The organism is Nonomuraea terrae (assembly GCF_004348995.1).
GTDB lineage: Bacteria > Actinomycetota > Actinomycetes > Streptosporangiales > Streptosporangiaceae > Nonomuraea > Nonomuraea terrae.
Genome location: NZ_SMKQ01000054.1, coordinates 21,709 through 43,397, shown reverse-complemented (window position 1 = coordinate 43,397; position 21,689 = coordinate 21,709). Strand labels below are relative to the sequence as shown.

The following is a 21,689-nucleotide window of genomic DNA, read 5'->3' as shown; positions in this document are numbered from 1 at the left end:
TCCCCACCCTGTTCACCCCCACCCGGCGCGAGTCCTTCGACAACGGCGCCCAGGTCACCTGGCTCACCAGGGCATAGAACGATAGAACCGCAAGGAGGACCATGCATATCAAACTCCCAGCCTCGATTGCCGGGGCCAAGACCGACCACCAGGCCCGATCGCCGCACCGGCACGAGCACCCGGCGCGCGACATCAAGCCCACGGGCCGGACCGACCTCCCCCGCCGCCCGACCGCCACACCCCGCCGCAGCGGGTACTGAGCGGCCGGCGCCATCACGCCCTGAGAGGCGCGCCGGCGATTCGCTGGACGAGGCCCATCTGTACCGAGCGGGTCGTGGCATGGCTGCCTGTCGCTGGGGTCGTTCTCGGTATCGCTGGCCCGTTGATCCACCTTCCGGTCAGACGAAGTCGATCTCTTGACGCATCGGATGCGGCGCCCATTCTTCCCGGCGCCTTCTCCGATGGCATCGATTCGATGAGTTCACGACGGAAAACCACGCGCGCACCCGTGCTGAGCACGCGCTCCCGGCGGACGGACTCCAGTGGGCGTGCATGGCGCGGACGCAGGTGTGCCGGCCGCCGCCGTCCGCCCCGACCACCACACGAGCCAGAACAGACCCGCTCAGCGGCTCGAAGGCCCAGAAATGTTCTGTCGCAGCGGAGGTTGAGCGATTCTCACCGAAGTTTGAGTGCTGCTTCTCTCATCTGCCTTCTGGCGTTACTTTCAGCGTTCTCGGTCGGCCCGTACGCGGCACGCGTCTGAGCGCCAGAGCCGACGCAGACCGCGGGGGTCGTCGCGAGGCAGCGGAGTGCCGCATCGTCGGAGCGGTGGTTGGCCGGCGCGGCGACAATCGCGAGAGCACCAGCGGGATGGAGCAGGCGAGGTTAAGGAGGTTCCGCAGGTCTCGCATGAGTTCACGACCGGCGGTTGCGGCGCCGGCCGCAAACGTTCGGGGTGGCGCTGGCGGTATGCCATTTGGCGGCAGGTGGCCGAAATCTGAGCATCTCGGCTTCCTTCCGGGGCGGGGATGACCGGGCAGGCGTTGCCTATCTCTCCCTCGCGGACGAGTCTGTCGATTGCTTCGATCATCGCGGTGCTGCCCGGCCGGGGCGTAATGACGAGATCCGTCGTGGAGAAGTAGAGGCGGTTCACCACGCGGCTGTTCATCGGCGCGGCCCCGCCCCCGCAAGGCGGGTCACAGCCGGATCAAGTCGGCGACCTCCTCGGGCAGGCCGGGTGAAGTCATGACATGGCCCATCCCGGGCACGACGTGCAGTACCGCGCCCGGAATCGCGGCAGCCAGGGCCTCGCCGTGACCGAGCGGACAGACCGGATCCTGGTCGCCGTGCACGATCGAGGTCGGCGCGGCGATCAACGACAGCGGGGCGAGCAGGTCAGGGGCGTCCATCCACGCGGCCCGGTGATGGTTGGCCGCGGCCGCCGGGTCGGCAGCCCGCGACAGCGCCGACTCCAGCATCGCCCGGGCGGCCGGTTCGTCGAACGGCCGAACCGGCCCGTTGAAGACTCGGAACAGGGCCACGTCGGACTCCACTCCCGGCGGCAGCCCAGCGGCCAGATGCGCGAGAAACGCCGGCGACGGTGGCGGCAGGTCATCCGGGTCGGCCGGCTCCCCGGCCCGTGCCCGTGCCCACGCCGGACTCGGATCATGACCCATCGGCGAGCTGGACATCACGGTCAAAGACCGGACCCGGTCCGGCGCGTGCACACCCAGCCACTGTGCGATCATGCCGCCCATGGAAGTCCCAGCCACATGAGCGGAGCTCAGTCCATAACCGTCCAGCACAGCCAGGCAGTCGCGAGCCATGTCCCCGATCGTGTACGGATGAGCATCGAAGTCGACAACGCTGGACCGACCGGTGTCCCGATGATCGAACCGGATCACCTGAACCCCACGCTCAACAAGCCGGCCAACCAGCGCATCAGGGCAACTGACACCCTGAGCAGCCGACCCCATGACCATCAAAACAGCGGGAAGCCCGGGATCGCCGACCCGCTCAGTCCAAATCCGCAGCGGCCCGGAGGGCACAAATCGCTCGTGGGCATCCAACATGGAGGCACGGTAGCGGCTACCTGCTGCCGAACGCCGACATTTATCGATGGCCGTCTTCATTTCCTGACGCCACACCTGTGACCTGGTCAAACTCGTACACCACTTCCGTGGACGCAACCGTGCTCAGGTTTCGCTGCGACAGGTCAAGAAAACGCGACATCCCGTCAACTGTCCTACAGCCGCGCCACCTGCACACCGGCTCACCATCGAACGCCTGCGCCGGCCCCTGGGCAGGCGCGTGCCTTCCAGGGGGCGGCTCCCCGCGTCGGGAAACCCACGTGGGCATCACGTCGAACGTCTCGGCCGTCCAGCGCCCGCGGGAACCACGGACATCGCTGTCACGCGCTCCAACACCACGGTCAGCCCGTCCGCGCCCATGGCCCAGGCACCCGCCGGAGCCGTCACGACGTCGATGTATGCGGCCACCGGCCGGCACCCACCGCACCGCAGGCGCAGGCATGACGACCGCTTCCTCTAGCCTGGGTGGCCCCGGCCACCCACAGCTGCTCGCGTCTCAGTCGGGCCCCCTCCGCCCATGGGACACGCACCTACCAGACGACCTGCCGGCCCGCCCCCGCACCGTGGAGACCGGCGGCGATCATCACGCCTGGCGTCTCCAGCCGGCGTCCGCGGGAACCACGGACACCGGTTTCATGCGATCCACGCCGGAACGCCGTAATCGGCGCCGTCCGCGCCCATGGCCCGGGCACCGGCCGGAGCGGTGACGACGGCGGTGTATCCGGTCGCCGGGTCGGCCAGCACCCGCCGCACCGTACGCGCAGGCATGACCACCGTGTCCCCCGCGCCCACGGCGAACGTCTCCCCGCCCAGCTCCACGGTGGCCGCACCCGCCACCCAGGTCCACACCTGCTCGGCGTCGAAATCGTGCACGGGCCCAGCGACCCCCGGCTTCACCTCGACCTTCCACAGAGCCCTTGAGGCCCCGCCCTGGGTCGGCGAGGCGAACGTCGTCATGACCCCGCCCGGAGTCTCCGACCGCCGCGCTTCAACATGACGAATGACAGTCATCCCGCTCAATCCCTAGAATAGGCAACCACGTTTCCCATATAGTTAACCAGGTTGTCTATCATGTCAAGCAACGGCTTCGAACTGCCGCTCCGCCTACTGCTCGCGTTCAGGATGCTCATCGACGAGCTGCACGCCGAGCTCGCCCGCCAGGGCCACCCCGACATCAGGCCGATGTACGGATTCGTCATGCAGGCCATCGGCCCCGACGGCACGACCGCCGTAGAGCTGGGCCGTGCCCTGGGCGTCACCAAACAGGCCGCCGGCAAGACCGTCGACAACCTGGAACGCATCGGCTATGCCGAACGCGCCACAGACCCCCGCGACAGCAGACGCAAACTCGTCCGCCTCACCCCACGCGGGATGGACGCCCTCGACCGCTCGGCCCGCATCTTCGACACCCTGCGCGCTCGCTGGGCCGCCGAGCTGGGCGAGGACCGCCTCCAAGCCCTGGAATCAGACCTGCGCCGCATGACCCCCGACAACCCCTGGCGCCTCGACATCCCGGGCTGGTTCGGCGCCCTCTGACCAAGCGTCCGCCGCGCCCGCGGGGCGCCTTGGCCGCCGTAAGGCGACTTTTCCGGGACCCCACGGAAGCGACCGCGGCAACCGTGCAAGCGACACCCAGCACCGGCCGCGGCCGCACACATGTGCGCGCGCCTTACTCGTGCGGCCGCAACTGCTAGGCGGCCAGTTGGAGGCCCAGGCTGGTCAGGTTCGTACGGGCCCAGTTCAGCTCTTCGGCGAGCAGGGACACCAGCGCCCCCGGCCCCTTGGCGCGGCCCGGGACCATGAGGTTGTGCGTCTCGACCTCGATGTGCGCGTTGCCGCTCACGGCGCCCGACAGCATGGCCGCCAGCGTGTCGTGCAGCACGGCCCCCGTGTTCGGCGTCTCGTCGGAGTGGTTGTGCACGTGGCCCAGCTTCACCACGGGCGCTCCGGCCTCGGCCAGGCCCTTCAGGGCCGCGCCGGGCTCCTCGCCCCCGCCGGCGAGGTGGCACGCGTCCAGGCAGACGCCCAGGTGCTCGGAGTCGATGCCGCCCACCCGCGCGAGCGCCTGCTCAGTCGTCTCCAGCACGCAACCCGGCCACGGCTCGAACCCCACCCGGATCGTCTTCCCGGTCACGCTGTAGATGCCGCGCAGCTCACGAGCGAGCCGCTCCAGCCGCCGCGTGGCGATCGCCTGCAGGTCGACCGGCCAGTCGCGCCGCCACCCGATCGGAATCGTCGAGATGCTGCCGAACCGGACGTCCTCCGGCAGCAGGAACGCCAGGATCTTGGCCAGCGCCATGGTGTAGCGGTAGCGCTCGGGCTTGGCCCAGTCGGGGCCCGGGACCTCCTGGTTGCGGCCGCCGGTGCCGTTGAGGCTGACGACCTCCAGGCCGCGCTCCTCCAGAGAACGGCGCAGCCGTACGAGCTCGATGCGGTCGGCCGTGAGGTGGTCGGCGACGCTCGGCGACAGCCACAGCCCGATGCCCATCCGCTCCACGCCCAGCCGCTTGCGCACCGGCACGGCGTAGCGGGTCAGGTGGGCGATGAGGTTCTCCAGGTCCTCAGCGGGGTGCACGCCTGCGTTGTAGGCGAGGTGAACGAGCGTTCCGTCATCGTGACGCAGGCGCATCGGTTTCCTCCACGGCTTGCTTGTGTGTTCCCTCGCCCGCCTCGAACGTGCGAACCATGCGAGCATGCCTGCTCACGTGTGGCGCGCGCGTCCGCCCTGAGTTGTTATCCGGGCTACTCCGCAAGGAGCAGCCGCCAGCGTAGGAACACGCCCTTGTGGGTCACTTGGATGAGATCTGGCGAAGCTCTACGCAGTGTAGTACTACTCGCGGTGGTGGTATAGCCGCCCGCCCAACAATTACGCAACGACGACCAGCCGTTCTCACACCGCCATCTCCGCCACGTGAGCGGATAAGCCGCCCATCACGCGAGAAGTGAATCCCCTCACACCCGCCAACCGGGCAGGACCCCGAGAGGGACGGCCGCCATCAGCCCGCCGATGACCCAAGCCGGCAACGTCATGCCGCCCGGCCGGGATCCATCCTGTCGCGTGACGACCACGATGCGGACGACGCACACGCCAGGCTATCCCCCATCACACACTGCGACGTCCACCCGGACAATCCCTGCTCACACTCATGCGACCGTCGGCGGCACGGTCCGCCTACCGCCCGCACGTCGGTTTCGCGCAGTCGAGCAGCAGTCACCCAGCACGGCCACCGAGCCGGACTCCTGCTCGATGCGGCAGGAGCCGCGACGCTCGGGGTCATCCATGACGCCGGCGAGGCACCGCCGCGTCCTGTCCGTCCAGGCGGGCACCGGCGACGGCGCGCGCAGCGAGTACCGGGGCGCGCGGCCGGCGTAGCGCGCGAGGTGTCGGGGCTGCCGTGGGAGTGCGAGGTCGTGGCCGACTCCCCGGAGGAGGTCGCGGTGCGGCTGAGTGGGACGCCCTCACGCCGAGAGCTCCACCGGCGTGTTGATCAGCGCCGCGCTGCTCAGCTGCCGGTGAGTCGCCTTTCGGGGATGGGGCTGGGAGCGCCTGACAGGTCCGCTCGCCCTCCATCACGGTGGCGCACACACACCCGTGCAGCCTTTACGCCGTTCGACGTGGCACAGGCTGTTTCAGCCGCTTATGGGCACATATCCGCGCCGTCTCCCAGGAGAACGGACGGTCCCGTGGCGGGCACGGCCGCGGAAGAGCCGCCGCATGCGAAAGCCCCCGCGTGAACAGGTCACGCGGGGGCTTTCCGAAGAGCCGAACGTCAGTGCTGGATCGGCGCGGCGATGGCGGCGGCCGAGTCCGGGACCGTCGAGGCGGTCTCGCCCTTGAAGACGAACTTCGCCTCGTCGCCCTCACCCTCGATCGTCACCTTGACGACCTGGCCGGGCCGGAGCTCGCCGTAGAGGATCTTCTCCGACAGCGAGTCCTCCAGCTCGCGCTGGATCGTGCGCCGCAGCGGCCGAGCGCCCATGACCGGGTCGTAGCCGCGGTCGGCGAGCAGCTGCTTGGCCTCGGGCGACACCTCGAGCCCCATGTCGCGGTCCTTCAGCCGGGCGTCGACCTGGTTGAGCATCAGATCCACGATCTTGATGATCTCGACCGGCGTCAGCTGGTGGAAGACGACGATGTCGTCGACACGGTTGAGGAACTCGGGCCGGAAGTGCTGCTTGAGCTCCTCCTGGACCTTGGACTTCATCCGCTCGTAGTTGGACTCGGTGTCGTTCGACTTCGCGAACCCGACCCCGATGCCCTTGGAGATGTCGCGGGTGCCGAGGTTGGTGGTCATGATGATGACCGTGTTCTTGAAGTCGACCACCCGACCCTGGGCGTCGGTCAGGCGACCGTCTTCCAGGATCTGCAGCAGCGAGTTGAAGATGTCGGGGTGGGCCTTCTCGATCTCGTCGAACAGGACCACGGAGAACGGCTTGCGCCGCACCTTCTCGGTGAGCTGACCGCCCTCCTCGTAGCCGACGTAGCCGGGAGGCGAGCCGAAGAGCCGGGAGACGGTGTGCTTCTCCATGAACTCCGACATGTCCAGGCTGATCAGAGCGTCTTCGTCGCCGAAGAGGAACTCCGCCAGGGCCTTGGACAGCTCGGTCTTACCGACACCGGAGGGACCCGCGAAGATGAACGAGCCACCGGGACGACGCGGGTCCTTCAGGCCGGCGCGGGTGCGCCGGATAGACCGCGACAGGCCCTTGATGGCGTCGTCCTGACCGATGATCCGCTTGTGGAGCTCGTCCTCCATACGGAGCAGGCGCTGCGACTCCTCCTCGGTCAGCTTGAAGACCGGGATGCCGGTGGCGGTCGCCAGGACCTCGGCGATGAGCTCCTGAGTGACCTCGGCCACGACGTCCATGTCGCCGGCCTTCCACTCCTTCTCCCGCCGCTCGCGCTTGAGCTGGAGCTGCTTCTCCTGGTCACGGAGGGCGGCGGCCTTCTCGAAGTCCTGCGCGTCGATCGCGGACTCCTTGTCACGGCGGACGTTGGCGATCTTCTCGTCGTATTCGCGCAGGTCCGGCGGCGCGGTCATGCGGCGGATGCGCATCCGGGACCCGGCCTCGTCGATGAGGTCGATCGCCTTGTCGGGAAGGTAGCGGTCGCTGATGTAGCGGTCGGCCAGCTGCGCGGCGGCGACCAGCGCGTCGTCGGTGATCGACACGCGGTGGTGCGCCTCGTAGCGGTCGCGCAGACCCTTGAGGATCTCGATCGTGTGGCTGAGCGACGGCTCGGCCACCTGGATCGGCTGGAAGCGGCGCTCCAGCGCGGCATCCTTCTCCAAGTACTTGCGGTACTCGTCGAGCGTGGTCGCGCCGATCGTCTGCAGCTCACCGCGGGCCAGCATGGGCTTGAGGATGCTGGCGGCGTCGATCGCGCCCTCCGCGGCGCCCGCACCCACGAGCGTGTGCAGCTCGTCGATGAACAGGATGATGTCGCCGCGCGTACGGATCTCCTTGAGCACCTTCTTCAGGCGCTCTTCGAAGTCGCCGCGGTAGCGGGAGCCGGCGACCAGGGCACCGAGGTCAAGCGTGTAGAGCTGCTTGTCCTTCAGCGTCTCGGGCACCTCGCCCCTGACGATCTTCTGCGACAGGCCCTCGACGACGGCGGTCTTGCCGACGCCGGGCTCGCCGATGAGAACGGGGTTGTTCTTGGTCCTCCGGGAGAGGACCTGCATGACCCGCTCGATCTCCTTCTCGCGGCCGATGACCGGATCCAGCTTGCCCTCGCGGGCGGCCTGGGTCAGGTTGCGGCCGAACTGGTCGAGCACCAGGGAGGTCGACGGGGCCGACTCCTGCGGACCGCCCGCCGCGGCCGGCTCCTTGCCCTGGTAACCGTGGAGCAACTGGATGACCTGCTGCCGGACACGGTTGAGATCAGCTCCAAGCTTGACCAGCACCTGAGCCGCCACACCCTCACCCTCGCGGATGAGCCCGAGCAGGATGTGCTCGGTGCCGATGTAGTTGTGGCCCAGCTGCAAAGCCTCACGGAGCGACAGCTCGAGGACCTTCTTGGCCCGCGGGGTGAACGGAATGTGCCCCGACGGAGCCGACTGGCCCTGGCCGATGATCTCCTCGACCTGCTGGCGCACACCCTCAAGGCTGATGCCGAGGCTCTCCAGAGCCTTGGCGGCTACGCCCTCACCTTCATGGATCAAACCAAGAAGAATGTGCTCAGTGCCGATGTAGTTGTGGTTGAGCATCCTGGCCTCTTCTTGGGCCAAGACGACAACACGCCTCGCTCGGTCGGTGAACCTCTCGAACATCTCGTCGCTCCTCACAGAGCGGTCAGTCAGGCCGGTAAATCCGGTCCCGTCCTCCCGCATGCTAGCCCTGGCTCGGCGAACCGTGCCCACTGCCGCTGACACGCTCTATAACAGACACGTTCCCCGAGAGCAGGGCGTTCACCCTCCATCCAACTACTGTTCGGGGGTGACGTGTTCCCGATACGCCGCAAGCGAACGATGTTTAGGACACTTCGCGGAAGCAGCACCGAATTGCCGCCCGCGGCGTACACAGATCCACACCGATCCACACGGATCATCCACCGGACGCCTGCTGCGAGGCCGGCGTGGGGACACCTGCCCCGCGCATCTCAGATGCCGCGCCCGTATCTGTTACGCAATCATCCTATGTCGGGTCGCAAAGGATGGCCAAGCGGTCTCGCTACGCCCTGAGCACAACACGCGACGCACCGCACATCGCGGCGCCGCATTGCCGTGTACGCCGGGCTCTCTTAATGTGCCATCCGGTCAGCCCGGTTACCGAATCCGTCCGCATGATGAGACAGCTGTCCCCATGGGTCAGGAGTTTCGCTACTGTCCTGCCGTTGCCGCTGGTTACCAATCGAACCATTGCGCACCGCACGCCGGGGAAGCGGCATTGTTATGAGGCGTACTCAGGTTATGCCGCGACATCCGCGCCCGGTTTTCGCCGGGGTGCGTACGGATCGCGGGTTAAGCGCCACAACGCCTGAAGATCGCCGCAGGGGGTTAACCGCGCAGGTGTTTTCCGCGATGGCCCGTTCCAGTGGGCGCGGCACCCGCCTGCGGCGCGCCAATGTCGTCGGCGAGGGACATTGGGTGGCCCGGGGTGAGGCCCCCATGCGTACGTGAATGCGCGGCATTCGAACGCACAGGGCACGACACCTCGCATATGCGAGGGCCTGGCCGGTGAATCGGCGCTGACGCCGGAACACCCGCCCAAAACGCCCGCATACGGGTGGGTCTTGAGATCGTCATCCCCAGACGTCCCGAAATCTGGAACGCCAAGGGAAGGATCATGCGCTTATGGCGGTCGCCGGGGTCCGAGGCGAGCATCATAAGCGCATGGTCGACCGACCGACTCCTTAGTGAGCCTGCTCGTACTTCTCCACGATGGTGGAGGCGATACGGCCGCGCTCGCTGACCTGCAGGCCGTGATTCTTGGCCCACTGCCTGATCTCGGAGCTCTTCTCCCGGGTCATCGCGCGACTGCCGCCGCGGCCACGCCGGCGCGTGGATACGGTGCCCGCCCTGCGCGCATGCTGCACGAAAGGCGTGAGCGCGTCCCTCAGCTTCTTCGCGTTTAGGTCGCTGAGGTCAATCTCATAGGAGGAGCCGTCAATAGCGAAGCTGACCGTCTCATTGGCCTCGCCCCCATCGAGGTCATCGATGAGAATCTCCTGGATCTGCTTGGCCATCTACGCAATCCTTTCGCGGAGCATTGTTTCATTCGCCTGCCCAAACATATACCCGGAAAGGCGTGGAGACAATTCAGCGCTACGGGATTCGGCTGACTGGCCGATCAGTTCTGGCTCTCCGGCTGATCCTCGCGGTTTCGCCGGCCGCCCAGGGCCTCGGACCGGACCAACTTCACTACGCCAAAGATGAAGGCGCCGCCCACCACCACCGGGGGGATGAGCGCTGACAATACGTCTGTTAGGGCTTCCATTCGTCCTCGGCCTCCACGGCTAGCGGGGTTTCGGGGCGCTTTAAGCGCTGGCAGCGGGGTCACGGAGAGCCCGGCTCCCCCATGACAGCAGGCGACAACCACCCGCAACCGACCATAGCGGCACACACTCGCCCTGCGCGCGCAGGGGCGCCAACATCCGGCAAGCCGGACGCCCCATAGCCTAATGCCAGTCTCTCCAGGGTCCTTACCGGATCAAGCGAAAATTTTGCGAAAAGGCATCCGTGCAGGTACGGAAGGTCTCACCGAAGATCTTTCACCACACGTGTTCCGGCCAGCCGGTCGTGCGGCCCCCGCTCGAGCGGCTTGTCGATCAGGATGAGCAACCCGACGCCGAAGAGCAGCATTCCCGCCACCAGATTCACCACCGGAATGCCCATCAGCATGGCAGGCGCGGGATAGACCAGCGCCCGTTTGAGCAGAGACCGGGACGGTAGATCCCGGGGCTCCAGGCGAATCCGCATGATCGCCTTACCGAAGGTGCGCCCACGCCGCGAATGGGCCCACCAGTCGTAGCCGGCATAAGCGGCGCCGGCCGCTGCCCATGAGAACACACCCGGCAGTCTCCCGCCGAGCATCTCGGACATCCCGACAGTCCGGAAGATGCCCCACAGGGCGATGAACAGAATGTAATAGAAGACGCCGAAGACGAGCGCTTCAATGAGCCTGGCGGCCAGGCGTTCCCACCATTCCGCGGGCGCCGGGCCCGCTGGGGGCGTGCCGGCCATAACTCCCACCTCGCGTCATCGGCGGCTCGGATCCCCCCATTTTGGTACGGTCGCCCGGACAAAACATAGGGGCCGGCACGAAGCCGGCCCCCTGTTTTACTCCCGCGAAGACTACTTGATCTTCACCACGACGGTCTTGCCGAACTTGTCGGCGAGCGTCTGCTGCAGCGGCTTGTCCCACAGCATGGACAGCCCGTTGAGGCCGCACACGAGCGGAGCCAGGATGATGCCGAACGGCAGCAGCATCAGGATGTAGGCGCCCCAGGTCGCCAGAGCGCGCTTGAGCGCGGCGTCGGTGGGCACGCCACCGGCCGGCATCGGCTGGCCGACCTGCACGACCTTGATGCCCAGGACCATCTTGCCGAGCGTCTGGCCCTTCATCTTGTGCATGAGGAAGTCGTAGCCGACGTAGATGGCCGTCACGAGGACGGCCACGATGATGCCGACCACGAACGAGGACATACCCGACATGGTGCCGGTCGTCGAGTCGTAGGTGGCCAGCAGGATGCCGCCAATGACGACCATGACGACGAACAGCACGATGCCGAACAGGATGCCGTCGATGATCCGCGCCACCCAGCGCTGCCACCACTCGGCCAGCGGCGCCGGGGCTCCGGGCGGCTGCACGCCGATCGGGCCGTAACCGGGCTGCCCGTAGGGCGTCTGGCCGTACGGCGCCTGACCGTACGCGGGCTGCTGCGGCTGGCCGTAGCCCTGGCCGTACTGCTGGTCGTAGCCGGGCTGGCCGTACTGCGGCTGACCGTAGCCGGGCTGGGACTGCGGCTGCTGCCCGTACTGGGGCTGCTGGCCGTGAGCCTGCTGCCCGTAGCCCTGCTGGCCGTAGTCGGGCTGCGACTGCGACTGCTGGCCGTACTGCGGCTGGGCGAAGCCCGGTTGCGACTGCTGCTGCTGGCCGTAGCTCTGGCCGTAGTCGGGCTGCTGCCCGTACTGGGGCTGCTGGCCGGACTGCGGCTGCTGACCGTAACCCTGCTGACCCTGCTGGGCCTGCTGGCCGTAGTCGGGCTGGCCGTACTGCTGCTGCCCGTAGTCGGGTTGCGACTGCGGCTGCTGGCCGTACTGCTGCTGCCCGTAATCGGGTTGCGACTGCGGCTGCTGGCCGTACTGCTGCTGCCCGTAGCCGGGCTGGGCCTGCGGCTGCTGCCCGTACTGGGGCTGCTGGGCGTGAGCCTGCTGGCCGTAGCCCTGCTGGCCGTAATCGGGCTGCCCGTATTCGGGCTGGCCGTAGCCCTGCTGTTGCCCGTAGTCAGGCTGGGCCTGCTGGCCGTAGCCCTGCTGTTGCCCGTAGTCAGGCTGGGCCTGCTGGCCGTAGCCCTGCTGTTGCCCGTAGTCAGGCTGGGCCTGCTGGCCGTAGCCCTGTTGACCATAGCCCTGCTGGCCGTAGTCGGGCTGGGCCTGCGGCTGCTGGCCGTAGTCGGGCTGCTGGCCGTACTGGGGTTGCTGGCCATAGGGGGGCTGGCCCTGCTGGGGCTGGCCGTAGCCTTGCTGTCCGTAGGGGGGTTGCTGCCCGTAGGCATCGTCCACCCGGTAGCCGACCACAGTCGCGTCCGGGTCGGGCTCGCCAGGATGGCGGCCCGGGTTCTGCTGCCCGTAGGGGCCGGGCGCAGAATTTTCGCCGGATTCGTTCTGCGGATACGGCGGCTGTCCGGTGCTCACCGTGTCACCTCGCTTCAAGTGCGCATGTGGCACGTGTCAGGACACATGCCTGTGCTGCCCAACGTATCGACATAGGTATCAACAATCACCTTTCCATGTGGTCAGCGCCCGCGTCACCCGATGTGAGATGCAGCAGCATGCGGGTGTTGTCCAGGGTGTTCGGCTTCACGTGCTCCAGATCGAGGAACTCCGCCACACCCTCGTCGTACGAGGCCAGGAGTTCGGCGTACACCTCGGGTGAGACCGGCGTGCCCTGTATCCGGCGAAAGCCGTGTCTGGCGAAGAAGTCGACCTCAAAAGTCAGACAGAATACACGCCTCAACCCCAGATCCTTCGCCTGCTGTATCAGCGCCGAGACGATGCGGTGGCCGATGCCCATGCCCCGGCACACGGGGTCCACGGCGACGGTGCGGACCTCGGCGAGGTCCTCCCACAGCACGTGGAGCGCGCCGCATCCGACGACCTGCCCGCCCCGCTCGGCCACCCAGAACTCCTGTACGTCCTCGTACAGCGTCACCGTGGCCTTCTCCAGGAGCCGCGGCCCCGCGCCCGCGTAGGTGTCGACGAGGCGCCTGATCGTCCGCACGTCGGGGGTACGGGCGCGCCGCACCACCACCGCGGTCTCGGACAACGTCGGTTCGGCCACCTGCTCCATGGCTCTCCAGCGTACAGATGTCATTACGGCTCAGCCTTAACTCCCATGTCCCGCCCCATCTTGTTACATCTTGTGGCCAGGTGGACACGCGCCCGGACCCCAATCGTCGGGCACCGAAGCGTGACAATCAGGGCAAAATGCCCGTTGTGCACGGGAGTACACGCCTTCACCTCGCGACTCCCCAGCTGTGGAAGGCCTACGAAGTCGGCAGTTCCGGTTGAGCACGAACCCGGAGTGCATTAGTGTCCAGCGACGATGTTCCCCGTGTGTCCCCACACGCGGGAGACACGCCCAATCCCCGCAAGGGGAGCCGGGGACCCGCCGGTGGCCTCCCCAGAACGCCACCACAAGGGGTGAATCCGAGGTCGCTCGGTAGGGCTGCTCCGGCCCGAACCCGTCAGCTAACCCGGTAGGCGTCCACGAGAGGAGCTTGGTTGGTGAAGCGCTTGCGCGAGCGCCAAGGCAGACACGCCCGTCCGTCCGTACGCGGGCGGAGATCACGCCTTCTCGGTGTGGTGAGTCTCACAGTCGCCGCGACGCTGCTCGCCGTCCCGGTCGGTTCGGCCTCCGCCGACCCCAAGCCTTCCCTCCAGGACCTGGCCGACCAGGTCGAGAAGATGCACACCGATATCGAGACGCTGGCCGAGCAGTACAACGGCCAGCGCGAGAAGCTCAAGACCGCGCGCAAGGCCGCCGAGGCCGCGCAGAAGACGCTGGCCACCAGCGAGGCCGATCTCGCCGCCAAGCGCGCCAAGGCCGTCGCCCTGGCCCAGAACGCCTACATCACCGGCGGCCTGAGCCGGGCCCTGACCTTCACCTCCGCCGAGGACCCCGAGAAGTTCCTCGACCAGGCCGCCACCACGTACGCGCTGGAGCAGCAACAGGGCGAGGAGGTCACCCAGCTCCTCAAGGCCATGGACGCGGCCGAGCGGGCACGGGCCGGCGCCAAGACGCGCATCGAAGAGGTCGAGAAGCTGGTCTCCGACATCGACACCAAGCGCGACAAGATCACCAAACTGGTCACCAAGATCGAAAGCAACCTCTTCCAGCGGGCGCTCGGCGAGGCCGGCCGGCCCGGCACCCGGGCCACCCGCGTCAACCTGCCGGTCCCGGGCGACGGCAAGGCCGCCGCCGCCGCGCGCTGGGCGCTGACGCAGCAGCTCAAGCCGTACGTGTGGGGCGCCGAGGGGCCTAGCTCGTACGACTGCTCCGGGCTGGTGATGGCGGCCTACCGGCAGGTGGGCATCGCACTGCCGCACTACACCGGCAGCCAGTGGACGTCCGGCAGGCACATCGACCGCTCTGAGCTGCGCGCCGGTGACCTGGTGTTCTTCTACAACGACCTGCACCACGTCGGCATCTACCTCGGCGGCGGCATGATGGTGCACGCGCCGCGAACCGGTGACGTCGTCCGCATCGCCGCGATCGAGGGCCGGCCGTACGCGGGGGCCGTACGCATCGCGGACTGAGCAGGCTCAGATGAGCTGACGGCGGGCCGCCCAGGCCACGGCCTCGATCGCCGTGGCCACGCCGATGCGGTCGCAGATGGCGCGCAGCCGCCGGCGTACGGTGCGGCCGCTGATGTCGAGCCGCCTGCCCACCCGGTCGACGGTGACCCCCTTGGCCAGCTCCGCCAGCAGAGCGAGATCCGCCTCGCTCAGCTCGATGCCTTCCGTGAGCACATCCATCGGGAGCCCTCCCCCAACAGCCGCGGGCCGAAATCGATCCCGCAGACGGTAAACGCATCGTAGAAAGGTGGTCAAGCATAACAATCACCATGCGTGACGATCGCCATTGACATGACCCGATATATGTGACCTACTCGCGATATGTCGGCACTTATCGGTCCGCGATGAACGACGTCAACACCCCTCCCGCCACTCCCGCGGACGTCCTGGGTTTCGATCCGTTCGATCCGGAATTTCTCCGTGATCCATATGTCCGATATCGGGAGATGAGCGAACACGGCCCTCTCTTCCGTACGCGTGCCGGCCTGCTCATCGCCACCACGCACGAGCTCTGCACCGTTCTGCTGCGCGATCCCCGTTTCGGCCGCGGCTCAGGCCCGATGAGGGCCACAGGTGAGCCCGCCCAGTCGTTCCTGTGGATGGACCCGCCCGACCACACGAGGCTCCGCGGCCTGGTCAGCCGCGCCTTCACCCCGCGCATGCTGGAACGGCTCCGCCCGCGCATCGAGGCGATCACCACCGACCTGGTGAGCTCGCTGCCGAAGGAGGCCGACCTCGTGTCGGGCCTGGCGTACCCGCTGCCGGTCATGGTGATCAGCGAGATGCTCGGCGTGCCGCCGGAGGACCACCTGCGCTTCCGCGGCTGGAGCGAGAGCCTTGCCCGCGGCCTCGACCCGATCCTGACGGACGACCTCGCGGCGGAGAGCGGGCGGGCGGCGCAGGAGTTCCGCGACTACTTCCGCGAGCTCATCGCGATCAGACGCGAGCGCCCCGGCGACGACCTGCTGAGCGCCCTGACCCAGGTGAGCGAGCTGACCGAGGGCGAGCTGCTGGCGACCTGCGTGCTGCTGCTCGTGGCCGGTCACGAGACGACCGTCAACCTCATCGCGAACGGCGTGCTCAACCTGACCCGCCACGGGCTGCTGAAGCACGCCGCCGAGCATCCCAAGCAGGTGGTCGAGGAGGTGCTGAGGTACGACCCGCCGGTGCAGCTCACCGCCCGCCAGGCGCTGCAGGACATGGAGCTGGGCGGCGTACCGGTGCCCGCGGGCACGCGGGTGATGGCGCTGATCGGCGCGGCCAACCGCGACCCGGCGGTCTTCTCCGACCCCGACCGCTTCGACGTGACCCGCGACCCGGGCCGCCACCTGGCCTTCGGCCTCGGCATCCACTTCTGCCTGGGCGCGACGCTGGCCCGCATGGAGGGCGAGATCGCGCTGTCGGCCCTCGCGACGGCGGCGCCGGACCTGGACCTGGCCGAGCCTGAGCCGCCGTACAAGGGGAATCTCGTGCTGCGCGGCCTGGCCAGGCTGCACGTACGGCTCAGGCGTTAGCAGAGGCGGCCGCGGGGGTGCGCGGCCGCCTCGTGCTGACGCGTGCTCAGTGGGTCGGCTTGACCAGCGGGAAGAGGATGGTCTCGCGGATGTTCTTGCCGGTGAAGGCCATGATCATGCGGTCGATGCCGGCGCCCATGCCGCCCGTCGGCGGCATCGCGTATTCGAGGGCCTGCAGGAAGTCCTCGTCGAGCTGCATGGCCTCCAGGTCGCCGCCGGCGGCCAGCAGCGACTGCTCGGTCAGACGGCGGCGCTGCTCGATCGGGTCGACCAGCTCGGAGTAGGCGGTGCCGAGCTCGGTGCCGAAGCCGATGAGGTCCCACTTCTCGGTGAGCAGCGGGTTGTCGCGGTGCTGCCGGGTCAGCGGCGAGGTCTCCAGCGGGTAGTCCATGACGAACGTGGGCTGCACGAGCGTGTGCTCCACCAGCGCCTCGAACAGCTCCTGCACGAGCTTGCCCGAGCCCCACTTCGGGTCCCAGTTGATCTCACGGCTGTCGGCGATCTTGCGCAGCTCCTCCAGCGTGGTGGAGGTGGTGATCTCCTCGCCGACGGCCTGCGACACCGCGCCGTAGAGCGTGATGCGCGGCCACTCGGCGATGCCGAGGTCGACCTCGACGCCGTCGTGGACGACGACCGTGGTGCCCAGGGCCGCCACGACGGCCTTCTGGTACATCCGCTGCGTCAGGTCGGCCATGTCGTTGTAGTCGAGGTAGGTGCCGTACGCCTCGAGCATGGTGAACTCGGGGTTGTGCGTCGAGTCGGCGCCTTCGTTGCGGAAGTTGCGGTTGATCTCGAAGACCTTCTCGATGCCGCCCACCACGAGCCGCTTCAGATAGAGCTCGATCGCGATGCGGAGGTAGAGCTCCATGTCGTAGGCGTTGATGTGGGTCTTGAACGGCCGGGCCGAGGCGCCACCGTGGATCGGCTGCAGCATCGGCGTCTCGACCTCGAGGTAGCCCTCTTCATGCCAGAAGTCGCGTACGGCGCGCACGGTGTCGCTGCGCAGCCGGGCCATCTTCCTCGACTCGTCGTTGACGATGAGGTCGACGTAGCGCTGGCGCACCCGCGCCTCGGGGTCGGTGAGCCCGACGTGCTTCTCCGGCAGCGGGCGCAGGCACTTGGCGGTGATCTGCCAGCTGTCGGCCAGGATGGACAGCTCGCCGCGGCGCGAGGTGATGACCTCGCCGGTGACGCCCACGTGGTCGCCCAGGTCGACGTCGCGCTTCCAGGAGGCCAGCGACTCCTCGCCCACCTTGTCGAGCGAGATCATGACCTGGAGGTCGGCGCCGCCGTCGCGGAGCGTGGCGAAGCACAGCTTGCCGCCCACGCGGTTGAGCATGACGCGCCCCGCGACGCCCACCGTGTCGCCGGTGGCGAAGTCGGGCTCCAGGCCCTGGTATTTCTCCCTGACCTCGGCGTTGGTCGCCGTACGGGGGAAGGTCACCGGGTAAGGGTCGACGCCCTCGTGACGAAGGCGGTCGAGCTTCTCCCTCCGGATGCGCATCTGCTCGGGAAGTTCGTCGCTCACAACATCAAAGGGTAGGGGATATGGCGAACTGCAAGGACTCGTCGGTTAGCTGCATGGTGCGTGCAGGATCGCTGCAAGAGACCTGGCATACCAATATCCCACGAGCTCAGGGGAGAGCCGGCAGGGAGCCGGCCCGCATGGGGAGCTCGGGGAGACACGATGTACAAGAAGATCGCGACCGGGTTCTTCGCCGTCGCCGCCACCACCGCTGTGGCCCTCTCGCTCCCGGCAGCCGCCAGCGCCGCGTCGTACGACCGCTCCGAGTCCTTCGGCCCCGTCTACGCTCAGCGCTTCCTGGCCAAGGCCGAGGGCCGGGTGTTCGTCGACTGGGACCGCAGGGGCCGGTCCAACGAGGTCACCGTCAGCGGCCGCCTCCAGGACCTCGACCGCCGCTCGTACGAAGAGGGCGGCAAGTGCGCGTACGTCTCGTTCCAGGCCAACGACTTCCACCGCCACTGGAACACCGTCTACACCGACAGGTACTGCGGCTTCCCCGGCTCCGAGCGGATCTCCTTCCGCGAGGACGACGTCCGCAGCCTGCGGGTGCAGGTCTGCCAGGTCGGGCCGCGCGGCGGCTTCCCGACGAACTGCGGGCGCTGGGAGTACCTCAGCACGCGATGACATCCGAGACGAGCGGCCCCGCCTCTCCCGGAGAGGCGGGGCCGTCAGGCGGTGTTGCGGTGGTAGACCAGCCGCAGCCCGATGAGCGTCAGCCACGGCTCGTGCACGTCGATCGAGCGCGACTCGCCCACGACCAGCCCCGCGTGACCGCCGGTCGCGACCACGGTCACCTCGTCGGGGTCGTCGGCGAGCTCGGCGACCATGCGCTCGACGATGCCGTCGACCTGGCCCGCGAAGCCGTAGATGATGCCGGCCTGCAGCGCCTCGACGGTGTTCTTCGCGATCACGGAGCGGGGCCTGACCAGCTCGACCTTGTGCAGCTGCGCTCCCGCGGCGGCGAGGGCGTCCACCGAGATCTCGATGCCGGGGGCGGTGACCGCGCCGACGTATTCGCCCTTGGCCGACACCGCGTCGAACGAGGTCGCGGTGCCGAAGTCGACGATGACGCAGGGGCCGCCGTACTGGTCGATGGCGGCCAGGGCGTTCACGATGCGGTCGCTGCCGACCTCTTTGGGGTTGTCCATGCGCACGGGCACGCCGGTGCGGATGCCCGGCTCCACGATCACCGCCTGCACGTCGCCGTAGTAACGGCGGCACATCTCACGCATCTCGTTCAGCACGCTCGGCACGGTGGAGCAAATGGCGATGCCGTCGACGTCGGCGCCCTTGAGCAGGGGGGACTGCGTCAGCAGACCCTGGAGCACGACCGCGATCTCGTCGGCGGTGCGGCGGGCGTCGGTCGCCAGCCGCCAGTGCTCGATGACCTCCTCACCCTCGAAGAGCCCCAGCACCGTGTGCGTGTTGCCGACATCGATCGTGAGCAGCATCCATTACCCCCGCAGATCCAGAGCGATGTCGAGGGCCGCCGCCGAATGCGTCAGCGCTCCCACCGCAAGGTAGTCGACGCCAGTTTCCGCCACATCACGGGCCGATTCCAAGGTCAATCCCCCACTTGCCTCAAGCGCAACCCTGTTTTCCGCTCGGGTTCTCACGAGAGTCACCGCTCTGGCTGTGTCCTCAACCGTGAAGTTGTCCAGCAGCACCAGCTCGGCGCCCTCGTCCAGCACCGGTTCGAGCTGGTCGAGCCGGTCGATCTCCACCTCGATCGGCAGCTCGGGGTAGCGCTCCCTGACCAGCCGGAACGCCTCGGCCACGCCGCCCGCGGCCACCACGTGGTTGTCCTTGATCAGGGCGGCGTCGGACAGCGACATGCGGTGGTTGACGCCGCCGCCGCAGCGTACGGCGTACTTCTCCAGCGCGCGCAGGCCGGGCAGGGTCTTGCGGCTGTCGCGGACGCGGGCGCCCGTGCCGCTGATCGCCTCGACCCACCTCGCGGTCAGCGTGGCCACCCCGGACAGATGGGTGAGCAGGTTCAGCGCCGTACGCTCGGCGGTCAGCAGGGCGCGCACCGGCCCCTCGACGGTCATGAGCACGTCGCCGGCCCGTACGCGCTCGCCGTCCTTGGCGCGGCGCTCGGCGCGCGCGGCCCCCAGCCGGACGAACACCGCCTCGGCCACCGCCAGCCCGGCCACCACGCCGTCCTTGCGGGCCACCACGTCAGCCGCGGCACGCTGCTCGGCCGGGATGGTGGCCAGGCTCGTCACGTCGCCCTCCTCCTGGAGGTCCTCGGCCAGCGCGCGATCGATCAGCGCGTCCACCTCGGCCGGGTCGAGCCCGGCCGAGGTCAGCTCCTGCGCCAGCCGTGACGGCATCGCGTCCCCATGCGGTGTGTACGTCATGCCCAGCCCTTCCTCGTTCAGGGTCACGTCCAGGTGGCCCAGCCATTCGTTGTCGTCGCGGGTGTCGTGGTCCTCACGCCAGTGGGAGCCGCGGGTCTCCAGCCTGGCCGCCGCCGCGCCGGTCAGCACGGTGGCGACGGTGAGCAGGTTCGTCGTCTCCCACGACTCGGTGCACGGCGGCACCTCGACCGGCGTCCAGCGGGCGTCGCGCAGCGCCCTTGCGGTGGCGACCAGCGACTCGCGGCTGCGCAGCACGCCGGCCCCGGTGCTCATGTGGGCCTGGACGCGCGGCCTGACCCGTGGGTCCACCAGCCCGGACGCGGCACCGCCGGAAACGGGTTCGCCGGGCGCGGGGCGTACGGCGTGGATGTCCTCGGCGATGCGCTCGGCGAAGACCAGCCCTTCCAGCAGGGAGTTCGAGGCCAGCCGGTTGGCGCCGTGCACGCCCGTGCAGGCCACCTCGCCGCACGCGTACAGACCCTCGATCGAGGTACGGCCCCGCAGGTCCGTGCGGACGCCGCCGCTGGCGTAGTGGGCCGCCGGGGCCACGGGGACGAGGTCGGCGGTGGGATCCACGCCGTGCTCCCGGCAGACCGCGTAGATCGTCGGGAAGCGCGACTTCCACTTGTCGCGGCCGAAGTGGCGGCCGTCGAGGAACATGTGGTCGCGGCCGGTCTCGCGCATCCTGCGCATGATCGCCTTGGCCACGACGTCACGCGGCGCCAGGTCCGCCAGTTCGTGCACGCCCGCCATGAACCGCTCGCCCTCGTGGTCGACCAGGAACGCCCCCTCGCCCCTGACCGCCTCCGAGATCAGCGGCTGCTGGCCGGTCGAGCCCTCGCCGAGCCAGAGCACGGTCGGGTGGAACTGGACGAACTCCAGGTCGCGCACCGCCGCCCCGGCCCGCAGCGCGAGCGCCACGCCGTCGCCGGTGGAGACCGCGGGGTTGGTGGTCGCCGCGTACACCTGGCCCATGCCGCCGGTGGCCAGCACCACCGCCCTGGCGTGCACCGCGCCCACTCCGTCGCGCTCGCCCTCGCCCATGACGTGCAGGGTCACGCCTCTGGCCCGGCCACGGGCGTCCTTCAGCAGGTCGAGCACCAGGGCGTGCTCGATCACCTCGACGCAGGCGGCGCGTACGGCCTCGGCGAGCGCCCGCTGCACCTCGGCGCCCGTGGCGTCGCCGCCGGCGTGCACGATCCGGCGCCGCCGGTGCCCGCCCTCCCGCGTGAGCTGGAGCTCCCCGTCGGCCGTGCGGTCGAACCGGGCGCCGCGGGCCATGAGCCTGCGCAGCGCCCCCGGCCCCTCGGTCACCAGCGTGCGCACGGCCCGTACGTCGCACAGCCCGACCCCGGCGAGCAGCGTGTCGTTCAGGTGCTCCTCCGGCGTGTCGCGCGGGTCGAGCACTGCCGCGATGCCGCCCTGGGCCCAGCGGGTGGAGCCGGACGACAGCACGTCCTTGGTCACGACCAGGACCTTGGCCGCCGGGTCCAGCTCGGCGTACCGCAGGGCCACGGTCAGGCCCGCGATGCCCGAGCCCACGACGACCACGTCCACCTCGACGGTCCAGCCGGGGGCGGGAGCGGTCAGCCGCAGGGGAATCGCCGGTGCACTCATGGGGGCTCTCCTCATCTGAGGCGATTTCGTCAACATGACGATAACGCCAGGCGCATCGT

17 protein-coding genes and 1 riboswitch are annotated in these 21,689 nt (G+C 68.6%); of the genes, 5 read left to right on the top strand and 12 right to left on the bottom strand.

The annotated features are described in order from the left end of the window. The first annotated feature begins 101 nt into the window (after positions 1-101). Positions 102-260: a hypothetical protein gene (locus tag E1286_RS47880; protein ID WP_165969803.1), complete on the top strand. Its 159-nt coding sequence runs from the start codon at positions 102-104 to the stop codon at positions 258-260. 936 nt (positions 261-1,196) lie between these two features. Here E1286_RS47880 and E1286_RS19480 read toward each other — a convergent pair. Together E1286_RS19480 and E1286_RS50300 are read right to left on the bottom strand one after the other, a co-directional pair. Then, positions 1,197-2,072, bottom strand: a complete 876-nt coding sequence (locus tag E1286_RS19480) for an alpha/beta fold hydrolase (protein WP_132614490.1) — start codon at positions 2,070-2,072, stop codon at positions 1,197-1,199. 651 nt (positions 2,073-2,723) lie between these two features. Continuing rightward, positions 2,724-3,047, bottom strand: a complete 324-nt coding sequence (locus E1286_RS50300) for a cupin domain-containing protein (RefSeq protein ID WP_342776229.1) — start codon at positions 3,045-3,047, stop codon at positions 2,724-2,726. A gap of 114 nt (positions 3,048-3,161) precedes the next feature. Between E1286_RS50300 and E1286_RS19470 the strand changes: the two genes are divergently transcribed. Continuing rightward, positions 3,162-3,626: a MarR family winged helix-turn-helix transcriptional regulator gene (locus tag E1286_RS19470; protein WP_132614485.1), complete on the top strand. Its 465-nt coding sequence runs from the start codon at positions 3,162-3,164 to the stop codon at positions 3,624-3,626. A gap of 154 nt (positions 3,627-3,780) precedes the next feature. Here the strand turns inward: E1286_RS19470 and E1286_RS19465 are convergent, their stop codons facing one another. The 6 genes from E1286_RS19465 to E1286_RS19440 all read right to left on the bottom strand — a co-directional run bounded on the left by E1286_RS19465 (position 3,781) and on the right by E1286_RS19440 (position 13,103). Continuing rightward, a complete protein-coding gene (locus tag E1286_RS19465; protein WP_246074986.1) occupies positions 3,781-4,665 on the bottom strand; it encodes a sugar phosphate isomerase/epimerase family protein in 885 nt (294 codons plus the stop codon). A gap of 1,195 nt (positions 4,666-5,860) precedes the next feature. Further along, a complete protein-coding gene (locus tag E1286_RS19460; protein WP_132614481.1) occupies positions 5,861-8,362 on the bottom strand; it encodes an ATP-dependent Clp protease ATP-binding subunit in 2,502 nt (833 codons plus the stop codon). Positions 8,363-9,444: 1,082 nt separating this feature from the next. Continuing rightward, complete coding sequence (locus tag E1286_RS19455; protein WP_132614479.1) at positions 9,445-9,777, bottom strand: histone-like nucleoid-structuring protein Lsr2; 333 nt, start codon at positions 9,775-9,777, stop codon at positions 9,445-9,447. Between the two features lie 511 nt (positions 9,778-10,288). Continuing rightward, complete coding sequence (locus E1286_RS19450) at positions 10,289-10,774, bottom strand: RDD family protein (RefSeq protein ID WP_132614477.1); 486 nt, start codon at positions 10,772-10,774, stop codon at positions 10,289-10,291. 111 nt (positions 10,775-10,885) lie between these two features. Next, the gene (locus tag E1286_RS19445) at positions 10,886-12,448 is read right to left on the bottom strand and encodes an RDD family protein (protein ID WP_132614475.1); all 1,563 of its coding nucleotides are present in this window, start codon (positions 12,446-12,448) and stop codon (positions 10,886-10,888) included. Between the two features lie 85 nt (positions 12,449-12,533). After that, complete coding sequence (locus E1286_RS19440; RefSeq protein WP_132614473.1) at positions 12,534-13,103, bottom strand: amino-acid N-acetyltransferase; 570 nt, start codon at positions 13,101-13,103, stop codon at positions 12,534-12,536. Positions 13,104-13,381: 278 nt separating this feature from the next. Further along, a riboswitch (cyclic di-AMP (ydaO/yuaA leader) is annotated at positions 13,382-13,534 on the top strand. Between the two features lie 84 nt (positions 13,535-13,618). Here E1286_RS19440 and E1286_RS19435 point away from each other — a divergent pair. After that, entirely contained in the window at positions 13,619-14,572 is a 954-nt protein-coding gene (locus E1286_RS19435) for a C40 family peptidase (RefSeq protein ID WP_246074985.1), read from the top strand. 6 nt (positions 14,573-14,578) lie between these two features. Here the strand turns inward: E1286_RS19435 and E1286_RS19430 are convergent, their stop codons facing one another. Next, on the bottom strand, positions 14,579-14,791 hold the full coding sequence (locus E1286_RS19430; RefSeq protein WP_132614469.1) for a LuxR C-terminal-related transcriptional regulator: 213 nt from the start codon (positions 14,789-14,791) through the stop codon (positions 14,579-14,581). A gap of 266 nt (positions 14,792-15,057) precedes the next feature. Between E1286_RS19430 and E1286_RS19425 the strand changes: the two genes are divergently transcribed. Continuing rightward, on the top strand, positions 15,058-16,125 hold the full coding sequence (locus E1286_RS19425) for a cytochrome P450 (RefSeq protein WP_246074984.1): 1,068 nt from the start codon (positions 15,058-15,060) through the stop codon (positions 16,123-16,125). Between the two features lie 46 nt (positions 16,126-16,171). On the opposite strand, the gene lysX is transcribed toward E1286_RS19425, so the two are convergent. Beyond that, on the bottom strand, positions 16,172-17,653 hold the full coding sequence (gene lysX / locus E1286_RS19420; protein ID WP_132614467.1) for a bifunctional lysylphosphatidylglycerol synthetase/lysine--tRNA ligase LysX: 1,482 nt from the start codon (positions 17,651-17,653) through the stop codon (positions 16,172-16,174). A gap of 159 nt (positions 17,654-17,812) precedes the next feature. On the opposite strand from lysX, the gene E1286_RS19415 reads away from it, so the two are divergent. Further along, positions 17,813-18,274, top strand: coding sequence for a hypothetical protein (locus E1286_RS19415; RefSeq protein WP_132614465.1), 462 nt, complete (start codon positions 17,813-17,815; stop codon positions 18,272-18,274). A 44-nt stretch (positions 18,275-18,318) separates the two neighbouring features. On the opposite strand, the gene E1286_RS19410 is transcribed toward E1286_RS19415, so the two are convergent. Beyond that, positions 18,319-19,101, bottom strand: a complete 783-nt coding sequence (locus E1286_RS19410; protein WP_132614463.1) for a type III pantothenate kinase — start codon at positions 19,099-19,101, stop codon at positions 18,319-18,321. Between the two features lie 3 nt (positions 19,102-19,104). Further along, complete coding sequence (locus E1286_RS19405; RefSeq protein WP_187368189.1) at positions 19,105-21,630, bottom strand: L-aspartate oxidase; 2,526 nt, start codon at positions 21,628-21,630, stop codon at positions 19,105-19,107. Between the last annotated feature and the right edge of the window lie 59 nt (positions 21,631-21,689).